Annotated in this window: 7 protein-coding genes; 3 read left to right on the top strand and 4 right to left on the bottom strand. The window is 59.7% G+C overall.

All coding sequences use genetic code 11. From position 1 onward, the window contains the following. Positions 1-139: 139 nt before the first annotated feature. Together LAP85_28630 and LAP85_28635 are read right to left on the bottom strand one after the other, a co-directional pair. Positions 140-1,900 carry a putative ABC exporter domain-containing protein gene (locus tag LAP85_28630; GenBank protein MBZ5500379.1) on the bottom strand — a complete coding sequence of 587 codons (1,761 nt, stop codon included), beginning with the start codon at positions 1,898-1,900 and terminating at the stop codon, positions 140-142. Beyond that, positions 1,897-2,643 (bottom strand): ATP-binding cassette domain-containing protein, encoded by a 747-nt coding sequence (locus tag LAP85_28635; GenBank protein ID MBZ5500380.1) that lies wholly within the window; start codon positions 2,641-2,643, stop codon positions 1,897-1,899. Before LAP85_28635 ends, LAP85_28630 begins: the two co-directional genes overlap by 4 nt. A gap of 245 nt (positions 2,644-2,888) precedes the next feature. On the opposite strand from LAP85_28635, the gene LAP85_28640 reads away from it, so the two are divergent. Further along, a complete protein-coding gene (locus LAP85_28640; protein ID MBZ5500381.1) occupies positions 2,889-4,811 on the top strand; it encodes a 2-oxoacid:acceptor oxidoreductase subunit alpha in 1,923 nt (640 codons plus the stop codon). Between the two features lie 2 nt (positions 4,812-4,813). Further along, positions 4,814-5,863, top strand: a complete 1,050-nt coding sequence (locus LAP85_28645; protein MBZ5500382.1) for a 2-oxoacid:ferredoxin oxidoreductase subunit beta — start codon at positions 4,814-4,816, stop codon at positions 5,861-5,863. A 155-nt stretch (positions 5,864-6,018) separates the two neighbouring features. On the opposite strand, the gene LAP85_28650 is transcribed toward LAP85_28645, so the two are convergent. Next, a complete protein-coding gene (locus tag LAP85_28650) occupies positions 6,019-6,525 on the bottom strand; it encodes a YajQ family cyclic di-GMP-binding protein (protein ID MBZ5500383.1) in 507 nt (168 codons plus the stop codon). A 76-nt stretch (positions 6,526-6,601) separates the two neighbouring features. Beyond that, the gene (locus tag LAP85_28655; protein ID MBZ5500384.1) at positions 6,602-9,295 is read right to left on the bottom strand and encodes a UPF0182 family protein; all 2,694 of its coding nucleotides are present in this window, start codon (positions 9,293-9,295) and stop codon (positions 6,602-6,604) included. Between the two features lie 409 nt (positions 9,296-9,704). On the opposite strand from LAP85_28655, the gene LAP85_28660 reads away from it, so the two are divergent. Further along, positions 9,705-10,196: an SRPBCC domain-containing protein gene (locus tag LAP85_28660; GenBank protein MBZ5500385.1), complete on the top strand. Its 492-nt coding sequence runs from the start codon at positions 9,705-9,707 to the stop codon at positions 10,194-10,196. Positions 10,197-10,505 lie beyond the last annotated feature (309 nt).

Consider the following 10,505-nt stretch of genomic DNA (forward strand, 5'->3'; position numbering starts at 1 on the left):
TCTTGTGGCCTCGGGGCTTGCTGACACATCAACCCCGATGCCATGGTTTGGAAACAAGGAACTGGTCATCAGTTTCGCTTGATTGCCTCAGTGGCCCAAGCGTTAGTCATTTCCAGTACCGTGGAAATCGAGGCTAGTCCTAGCGGCCGACCGTTTCGAGGGAGACATCGAATTTGTCGTAAAGGCGGCCGAGCCAGAGTATGGCAAGCCCTGCTTCGGTGAGCAAGCCGAGCGCAGCCACCAGTGCTGCGATCGGGAGGACTGCCAGTCCGATCAGCCAGGAACCGAGGAAGAAAACGGCCGCGAAAAGAAGGGCCGCGGGAATCACGGCGAAAACGAGGGCAAACACGGTGGCCAACATGGTAATGAGTCTCTGGCCCATGGCTTCGACGCCCTGGCGGCGCGCCTTGCCGAGTTCGACCCATCCAGGCCAGAGCAGCGCGGCCGCATTCTGAATCAACACGCCAATCAGGCTGAAACAAGGGAGCAGGAAGGCGGCGCTCAGACCCACCAGGAGTCGCTGGGTAACAGAAGGGTGAATGCTGCCTGCGGTCGGCAGGACGCATGCCGCGACAAGGAGCAAAAACCACTCGCCGGCGGCCAGGAGCGCGGCCGGCGCGAGCACTTCGCCCAACACCAGGCTCCATCCCGGTATGGGGTAAGTTTTAAGCAAATCCACCTGAAGCAGATCGCTGCGCAGGTCATCGCGAATCATCATGGGTCCGAGGAGTGTCAGAAATCCCGCCAACATCGCGGCCAGCGACCCGATGATCGCGGGCAACACCTCGCCCCTCCCTCCGCGGGCGGATGCGGGGATCGCGAATGCAACGCCCACCGAAAGGAGCAGAATCAGTATCCGCAGTGCGCTGATTCTGCCTGCCGAAATAAGGTTCTTCCAGAATATGGGAGTGTGCGCGAAGCCGGCAGGCGCAAGCTGAAACAGGGGCCGGCGAACCTTGGCCGCTTCACGCCCTGAGCCTCTCAAGGCGCCGCTCCGGGCCGCTTCCAGCCGGGCCGCGACCTTCCTCGCCAGTTCGAGCGAGGCTTCCTCGAAACTCACGTCCGAACGCATCACCCACAGATAGGCCAGACCCAGAATCGCCGAGGCCGGGATGAGACGCAGCAGAAACGTCGCCGGATCGGGCGCGAAAACCGGGTGCACGAGGGTTCGGAAAGGATACAGAAAGTAATAGGCGGGTCCCGCCTCCGTCACCTTCATCACCCAGGCCCAAAAGTCCGAGAGCTTCGCGGGCGCAACTTCAGGAAGCGGCGGAATAAACCATTTCATCCAGATCACCACTGAAACGACAATGGCCGCCAGCAAGGCCAGCGTCCAAACCTGCCGCTTGAAGCCGGAACGGCCGTGCTCAGCCAGGCTCGTCTGGACCAGGGAAGTCCCTGTGTGATAGAGGCCGAGGAAGGAGTAGACCAGCCAGAGCACTACCAGAGCATAGACCGGGTGCCCGAAGATCCCGCCGCGCCCAAAAAACAAAAAGGAAATCAGGACACCGAACAGGATGCCGAGTTGCATCCTGATCAGGCGGAAGTTGATGAGCGCTCTGCGCGAAATCGGCGCCGGGAACAGGAACTGAATCTCCGCTTCGGTGAACTTCAGGCCCCCGCCACGCCGCCCCGGCCAAATCCAGGGCAGGAGGATGAGGATGAGAAGAAGGAATGCCAGACCCGTCTCCACCACCGGAAGCACGCCTGAATCCAGGGCAATCGGCCCGGCCGTGCGCGTCCCGTGTCGTAAAAAAAGCGGCCGGATGAAGAAAAAGCCCATATATCCCAAGCCGACCAGAGCCGAAATCAGGTACTTCGGCTGCCGCAGCCGCTTCAGCGACGAGACGACGCGATTCCAGAAACTACGGGACAGGTAATAGAGGAAGGTTGCGATCATTTCAAGTCGGTCCCGTCTTCGGCATGACCGGTGATGCGCAGGAACATCTCTTCCAGACTGGTGTCACCGCGCAACTCCGGCAGACTCCTTTGAATCTCCTCAAGCGAACCATGAATGACCTTGCGACCCCGGTTGAGAATGAGAACGCGGTCACAAAGCTCTTCGACCAGGTGCAGCAGATGCGAGCTGATGATGATAGCCGCCCCTTCCCTTGCCCGCTTCAGGATTGTTGACTTCATGCGCCGGATGCCGATCGGGTCCAGGCCCGTGAGTGGCTCGTCGAACAGGAGTGCCTTCGGGGCATGCAGCAGGCCGCAGGCGATGACCAGCTTCTGCTTCATGCCGCGGCTGAGCTCGGCCGGGAGGGCATTGGCTTTTTCCTTAAGCTCCAGCTCCTCCAACAGGGCAGCAGCGCCCGCCTGGAAGTCCCGCACCCCATAGATTCTGGCCGTGAACTGCAAATGCTCCCTGACCGTCAGATAGTCGAAGAGCCGCGGCTCGTCCGGCATGAAGGCAATTTCCTGTTTGGCCGCAAGCGGCTCGCGCTCGAGTGAGTGGCCGCAGATCCTGATCTCGCCACGCGCCGGAGGGATAACGCCGACCGCGCAGCGCAAGGTCGTAGTCTTGCCCGCACCGTTGGGCCCGACCAGGCCGAGGACCTCCCCGGCCTCGACGCGAAAGGAGAGTTCACTGACAGCGACAAACGAACCATAGGTTTTGGTCAGGCTATCAATCTCAATCATAGGTGTCGCATTCTATCACGAAGCCGGCACCTTTATGGTCAGGCAGCGATTACCAGACACACGAAAATCGCGAAATTCATGAAAAGGACTTCGACACCCGCCAGGTACGAAGAAGAGAATCCGCAGTTGGACGGCTGGTATTGGACATCCGTAGGACGAGGCTTGGTCACGACCCGCTCAGTTGGGTTTCTTCCGCGAAATGGGAGTCGCTGCCTGCGGGTGGCGTTTGGTAATAGGTGAGGCGGATGGTAAAATTTGAGGCTTCAGATTGTTTCAGAGAGGCAGGCACTGCCAGTGGGCTCAAAGAGGTGAGCTTGGATATCACACGAACTTCAGTCGCCGCGGCCGACCAGGAACGAGGCGAAATACGCGGCTCCGTGACCAACGACTTCAGCATCCAGGTGGCTACTGTCAACGGGTCCGGAAGCCAGTCGGCCAACAGCGTGCTGATGCGCGCCATCTTCCAAATGGGCGTGCCGGTGAGCGGGAAGAACCTCTTCCCCTCCAACATCGCCGGGCTTCCCACCTGGTTCACCATCCGGGCCAACAAGAACAGTTACCTGGCGCGCAAGGCAGAGATTGATTTCGCCGTCGCCCTGAATCCGCAAACGGCGCGCGAGGATGCACTGTCGGTGATCAAGGGGGGTGCGTTGCTGGCAGAGGCGTCACTGGGCCTGAAAGGGCTGCGCAGCGACATCAGCTATTATGAGGCTCCCTTCCTGAGCCTTGCCGCCCAGGTCAGCACCGAGGTGCGGCTGCGCAAGCTCCTCTCCAATATGATTTATGTGGGCGTGATGGCTCAGCTCCTGGGGATCGATCCGGCCGAAGTCGAGAAAGCGATCCGGAGGCAATTCGCATCGAAGCTGAAAGCGGCCGAAATCAACATCAAGGCCGCCCGGGCAGGAATGGAGTATGCCGAGGCCCACCTCCCCAAGAGCGACCCGTTCCGGATCGAGAGGATGGACAAGACCCGCGGCATGATCATCATCGACGGCAATACGGCCGCTGCGTTGGGCGCCGTCTTTGGCGGGTGCACAATCGTCACCTGGTATCCGATCACACCGTCAACCTCGCTCGTCGAGCAGATAATCTTTTACATGAAGAAATACCGCATCGATCCGAAGACCGGCAAGCCGACCTTCGCCATCGTGCAGGCCGAGGATGAGCTCGCCGCCGTCGGTATGGTCATCGGAGCGGGCTGGGCCGGTGCTCGCGCCATGACATCGACTTCCGGCCCCGGAATATCCCTGATGTCGGAGTTCGTCGGCCTGTCGTATTTCGCCGAAGTGCCGGCTGTAATCTGGGACGTCCAGCGCGTCGGGCCTTCCACGGGACTGCCGACGCGGACCAGCCAAGGAGACATCCTCTCGACCTATCTGTTGAGCCACGGCGATACCAGGCACATCATGTTGATTCCTGCGACCGTCGAGGAGTGTTTCCGGTTCGCCCAGGAGGCTTTCAACCTGGCGGAGAAGTTCCAGACGCCCGTATTCTGCATGAGCGATCTGGATCTCGGGATGAACAACTGGATGTCCGAAGCCTTCCAGTATCCCGACGACATCCCGATCGACCGGGGCAAAGTGCTGTCGGATGAAGATCTCGATCGACTGGGAGGCTTCTCCCGCTATCTGGATGTTGACGGGGATGGCATTCCCTATCGCACGCTCCCGGGATCCAGACATCCGGCTGCCGGGTACTTCACTCGCGGCAGCGGCCACAATGAGCATGCGGAATACAGCGAGCGTCCGGAAGACTACGCAAATCTGATGGATCGCCTGGCGCGCAAGATCGACAACGCACGCTCCGTTGTGCCTGCGCCCGCAATTGAGAACGGCGCCGGAGCCGCGGTCGGCATTGTCGCTTACGGCACTACGCACCATGCAATCGGCGAATGCCGCGACCAGCTCGCCGCCGAAAACGGCTTGGAAACGGATTATCTGCGCATCCGTGGCCTGCCGTTCAGCACGGAAGTGGGAACCTTCCTGAAGCAGCACGAGCGTGTGTATGTCGTCGAACAGAATCGCGACGGGCAGATGCGCAGCCTGCTGACGCTCGACTTCCCGGGGCAGGCCTCCAGGCTGCGTTCCGTGCTTCATTACAACGGCATCCCGATCGACGCACGTTTCGTGACCCGGGCGATTGTCACGCAGGAAAAGGAGGCTCTGTAACCATGCCGGCCGAGCCGGAATCTCCAAAATCCAAAGGCAACGCCAATCGCGTCGGACTCCTGATGCAGGACTATAAAGGGAAGGATTCCACCCTCTGCGCCGGGTGCGGGCACGACGCCATTACCAGCCAGATCATCCGCTCGCTCTTCCAGTACGGCGTGGAGCCGCATCGCGTGATCAAGTTGTCGGGCATCGGATGCTCGTCGAAAACCCCCGCTTACTTCCTGGACCGCGCCCACGGGTTCAACGCGGTGCACGGGCGCATGCCGGCCGTGGGAACCGGCGCCATCCTCGCCAACCGCACGCTGATCGCCATCGGAGTCAGCGGCGATGGCGATACCGCATCGATCGGGACCGGCCAGTTCGTGCACCTGCTGCGCCGCAACATCCCGATGGTGTACATCATGGAGAACAACGGGGTGTACGGGCTCACCAAGGGCCAATTCTCCGCGACCGCCGATCCCGGCTCGACCCTCAAGACCGGCGTGGTCAACGATCTTCCGGTCATCGACTGCTGCGCGCTGGCAGTCGAGCTCGGCTGCGGCTACGTTGCCCGCTCGTTCGCCGGCGATCCCAAACAGCTCGTCGCCTTGCTGGAAGGGGCCCTCGGCCATCGTGGCACAGCATTCCTCGATGTCATTTCACCCTGCGTCACTTTTAACAACCACGACGGCTCGACCAAAAGCTACAAATATGCGAAGGAGATGGAAGAACTGCTGCACGAGGTGAGCTTCGTTCCATTCTTCGAGCCGATCACCGCCGACTACGAAGAGGGCACCGCAAGGATCGTCGAACTGCACGACGGTTCCCACATCACCCTGAGGAAGCTCGACCGGGATTTTGATCCCCGGAACAAAGCTGAGTCACTGCGCCTCCTCCTCGAAACGAGGGAAAGAAGCGAGTTCCTCACCGGGCTGCTTTACGTGGATCCGAAGAAGCCGGATTTCACTAAGCTCCTCGACTTGCCCGAGGAACCGCTGGCTCAACTGGCTTCGGATCGGGTGCGCCCCGCCCCCGCAGCCTTGGAAGAGATCATGGACTCCTTGCGGTAGGGCCTCCGTCTGACCTCAACTATTCATAAAGCCGAAGCGCGCGCCCGTGAAAAGCAACAAAATTGGATGCCGACCAAAACCGAAGGGTCAGCGTCTGTCAGCGTTCCCCCGCATCCAAAAGTGCATTTTGCCCGCACATTCCTGAATAAACCGGGCTAAAGGCTGCGATAGTTGCCGAAGTTGAGTTCGACGCCGTAGTCCTGCTCACGCAGCAGTGCCATGACCCGCTGCAGGTCGTCGCGTGTCGGGGACGAGACTCGGACCTGGTCGCCCTGAATTTCGGACTGAACCTTCCTGATTTTCTGTTCCTTGATAAACTTGACGATTGCCCGCGCGGTCTCCGAGGGCAGCCCCTGCTGCAGGCTGACTTCCTGAACGATGGTGCCTCCGCCGGCAGGCATCGCATTGCCGAGATGAAGGTTCCGTACGGGCACCTTGCGCCGCACCATTTTCTGCTGGATTACCTCCCAGAGCGCTGCCAGTTTGAACTCGTCCGGCGCGTGCAGGACCAGTTTGTTTTCGGCGCGCTGAAAATCGATGTCCACTTTCTGCCCCTTGAAATCGTAGCGCTGCCGGACTTCCTTCATCGCCTGATTTACGGCGTTATCTACTTCCTGCAGGTCACAGCCAGTGGTGATGTCAAAGGACTGTGTGGCCGCCATCAGATCCTCCTTTTTCCGGCATAGTGCACGCCGCCAACGACGAGGAACGAATGAACAATCCGACGTCCGTCATTTGTCATTTCTTTTGCAGCTGCCGCAACAGGGCACCCAGCTTCTTGAGCTCTTCGCCGTAAGCCGCCCAATCGCCCGCGCGCTGCGCCTGTATGGCGCGATCGTAAGCCTCGGCTGCCTGCCGGATCAGATCGGCCGGCGCACCGGCGGCAGCCGGCGGCGCCCCCACCGGTGCGGCTGCTTCCAGCGGCACAGGCTCCCCCGTGAAAATCTTGGCGATCGACGCTTCGAGCGTCTCCTCCATGGCGATCTTGTCTTCGTAGGCGACAATCACGCGCTTAAGCTCGGGGATTTTGGCGCTCTCCCCCCTCAGGTACAGAGGGCGGACGTACAGCAAGGCTTCCTCAATCGGGATCACCATCAGCGTCCCCTGAATCACCTGCGAGCCCCGCTGGTCCCACAGGGAAAGCTGTCTGGAGATATCCGCGTCCTGATTGATCCGGGCCACGATCTGCTTGGGGCCGTAGACCAGTTTCTGTTTGGGGAAGCGATACACCACGAGCTGGCCGTAGCGATCCCCGTCGCTGCGGGCGACCATCCAGGCCGACAGGTTGTCCTTGCGCCCGGGGGTGAACGGCAGCATCAGGATGAACTCCTCCCGCTTCTCCTGAGGCAGTCGCATAATAGTGTAATAGGGCGACATGGCCTGCTGGCCGCTGGAGGATGTCAGCACCGGGATCTCCCACAGATCCTCCTTGTTGTAGAAGATCTGTGCCCTGTTCATGTGATACACGGAATATATGTAAGTCTGGACTCTGAAGATGTCTTCCGGATAGCGGATGTGCGCCCGCAGGTCCTCAGGCATTGCCGCCAGGGGCTGAAATACGTTCGGAAAAATGCGCTCGTAGACCTTGATCAACGGGTCGTCCGGATCGGCAACGTACATGTCAACGGTGCCGTTGTAGGCATCCAGGACCAGTTTCACCGAATTCCGCATGTAGTTGCCGATTCCGGGGGTTGGTATCGAGTACGGATACCGGTCGCTGCGTGTGTACGCATCCTGGATCCAGAACAACCTGCCCCCGGATATCACCATGTAGGGATCCTGATCCAGAAGCAGGAACGGCACCAGGCGGCTGAAGCGGCTTTTCAGATCGCGGTAAAAGAGGAACCGGCTGTCCGCCTTCAGCATCGGAGAGAGCACGATGTTCGCGTCCCGAAAATAGAAGGCAAAAAGGAGTTTCCTCAGGAACGACTGTATGGGAACGCCGCCGGTACCCTGGTAGGTCGTATAGACGTTCTGTTTTTCGCTGGGGTAATCGAATTCCTGAGCACCGGTCCGAACCACCGCATATCCTTTGGTGACCTCGCCGTAATAGATCTCAGGCCGGGTGATTTTTAACACAGGCTCGGTAGATCTCGGCGGGATGTCCTTGACTTCGAGCACCGGCAGCCCGTCAGGCATGGCACGGTTGACGGGGCCGAGCGTCAGGCCGTAGCCGTGAGTATAGGCGAGATGCTCATTGATCCAGTTCCGCTCGGGCAGGTTGGCCGCATCCAGTTCGCGCGGGGACAGCATCATTTGCTGCGGCCCGCCTTTCATCGGGTAGCGGTCGTTGTCGACGGAGACGAAATCGTAGTACGTCCGGATCTCCTGGATCTGCGCAAAGGCGTCGAGCAGCGGCCCGTGGTCCCACAGGCGAATGCTTTGTATGGTGGCTGCGTTTGCCTCGATGTCCTGCGGAGTGAGCGCCCTGTCACCCGACAGGCTCCGGTCCTGGACCTTGTCGAGATCATAGGCGTGGAGCGTCGCCTTGATGTTGTACTCGAGCTGAGGGGTTTCCTTCGCCAGCTCGTTGGGGGCTACCACAAAACTCTGCAATAGCGCCGGATAAATGTTCCCGCCCAGGAAGACGACCAGATAGAGACCCGCCGCCAGCACCGCCCAGCGATAGTTCGAAGCGAAGGCGTTGTAGAACCAGAGCACCGCCCCGGCCAGCGCCGTTACCACCAGAATGCTCAGCACCGGCATGCGGGCGTATATGTCCGCGTAGCTGGCGCCAGACATCAACTGGTGGTCGGAGAACAGAAGCTCAAACCGGTCCAGGTAGGCGTTGGCAGCCAGGAAGAGGAAAAACAGGCCCGCAAGCATGGATACGTGTGAGACGGCGCGACCACGCTTGGACAGGCGCACGATGCGCAGGGAGAAAGCCCCTTTGAAATAGTAGAGGAGCAGGGCGCCCGCGGCCGCGAGGAAGCAGAGCAGCAGCCCCAGCCGCACCACCTCTTCGAGCACAGGCAGGGTGAAGAAGTAGAATGAAATGTCGCGCGCAAAAACCGGGTCCGGCACCCCGAAATCGACCCGGTTGCGCCACTGCCAGACGATCTCCCACAGGCCTGCGCTGCGGATTGCGAGCATGAATCCCACAACCAGCGACAACAGGCCGATTACGCGCTGCACCGTGGTCGGTTCAAAGGTGTAAGCCGTGATGCGCCCGTCAGGTGTGGGAATCCCGATCTTTATGGGGCCCGGGCCGCGATGGGCGATCCAGAGATTGCCGTAAAGAAACAGGAAAGCCAAAGCCAGGACCGCCGTAAACATGATGCTCTTGGCATACAGAGCGGTGGTGAAGAGAGTGGCCTTGCCAAGCTCCCCGAACCAAAGCCAGTCGAAGTACATCTCGACGGCGAACGATAAACCGCCCGCCAGCAGGAACACCGCCAGCAGGATAATCACCCATGTGAGCCGGTTTCGCATTTTGCCCTCTTTCGGCAGACATAACTGCGTTAAGGAACGACGCATTATATCCCGAGAGATCACAACCCCCAAAAGTTTCAACCCGGCGGCCGCAGAGAAGGGAACCACGATTCGGCATAAGGCAGTGTCTGTTCCCCTGCCGGGGACGCGCCCGCTGCTCCGAAAATAACTCGGTTAGGCTGTTCCGAAAATAGACAAATCGGGATCGCAATCGCCATCGCAATCGGAACTCTTAGCCGGCAAAAGCCGATAGCGACCGCGATAGCGATACCGATCCCGACGTTCACCAACCGGATAACATGAGCTTTTCATGCGTCACAGGGTGCGCCATGGCGCATGGGGGACTGCGTCGAAATTTTGGGGTGTCGGGATGAGCGTTCGCTTTCATACTGTGGTATTGTTGACGCCTATGAGAGCGAATCCGGGCACGGGCATCATCGAAAAGAAGGTCCTGATCCAGGCCTCACCCGCGGTGATTTTCCGGGCGCTGACGGAAGCAAAAGACATGGCTCAATGGTTCTGTGATCGCGTGACTTCCGATCCCCGAGTAGGCGGAGAGATCAAGGCCTATTGGAGGATGGGGGGCAGTGGCCAGGCCCAGCGCGGGCGTGCGATCTTCACCAGTCTGATAGCGGACTCGCAGGTTGAATTGCACTGGGTGGACGAAGGTGAGGGGGAGAGCGCCGGGACGGATCGCCACACGATCTGCTACACGATTCGGCTCAAGAGGGGCACCAGCGAAGTCACCGTGCGCGATGCCGGCCCGCCGCCGGCTGATGAGGAGACCCTGGAGATATTGAACCAGGGCTGGATCAGCGTGCTGCGCGACCTAAAAGAGCACTGCGAGGCCAGGCAGCGCAACGCCCGCCGTCGTTCCGCAGGCGAATCCAAAGCTGATTAGCTCACCCCTGAAAAGCCCCAGAACACTTCATGGCACCAGAAGGCACACGAACTGGTTTTCGTACTGCCTACCTATAGATCCTTGCCAGTTAGGCAAGAAAAGCAAAAGAGCAACGCAGAGGCCGCAGAGGTCGTGGAGAAAAGTGATGCAGAAGCGATAATCCTCTGAGGCCTCTGTTCCGAAAATTCTTAGGCTCAGGCAGCCTCTTCCGTTAGTTTTACTTTGTAGCCCAGATGCTCAAGTCTTTTTACATGGTATCGACGAATTCGGTCTCGGTGAAGGCGTTCAAAGTAATCGGCGCCAAGATCA

This window comes from Terriglobia bacterium (assembly GCA_020072565.1).
GTDB lineage: Bacteria > Acidobacteriota > UBA6911 > UBA6911 > UBA6911 > JAFNAG01.

Coding starts and splice junctions, on each gene's coding strand:
- LAP85_28630 (MBZ5500379.1), bottom strand. CDS start 1,900: ATGATCGCAACCTTCCTCTATTACCTGTCCCGTAGTTTCTGGAATCGC.
- LAP85_28635 (MBZ5500380.1), bottom strand. CDS start 2,643: ATGATTGAGATTGATAGCCTGACCAAAACCTATGGTTCGTTTGTCGCT.
- LAP85_28640 (MBZ5500381.1), top strand. CDS start 2,889: ATGGTAAAATTTGAGGCTTCAGATTGTTTCAGAGAGGCAGGCACTGCC.
- LAP85_28645 (MBZ5500382.1), top strand. CDS start 4,814: ATGCCGGCCGAGCCGGAATCTCCAAAATCCAAAGGCAACGCCAATCGC.
- LAP85_28650 (MBZ5500383.1), bottom strand. CDS start 6,525: ATGGCGGCCACACAGTCCTTTGACATCACCACTGGCTGTGACCTGCAG.
- LAP85_28655 (MBZ5500384.1), bottom strand. CDS start 9,295: ATGCGAAACCGGCTCACATGGGTGATTATCCTGCTGGCGGTGTTCCTG.
- LAP85_28660 (MBZ5500385.1), top strand. CDS start 9,705: ATGAGAGCGAATCCGGGCACGGGCATCATCGAAAAGAAGGTCCTGATC.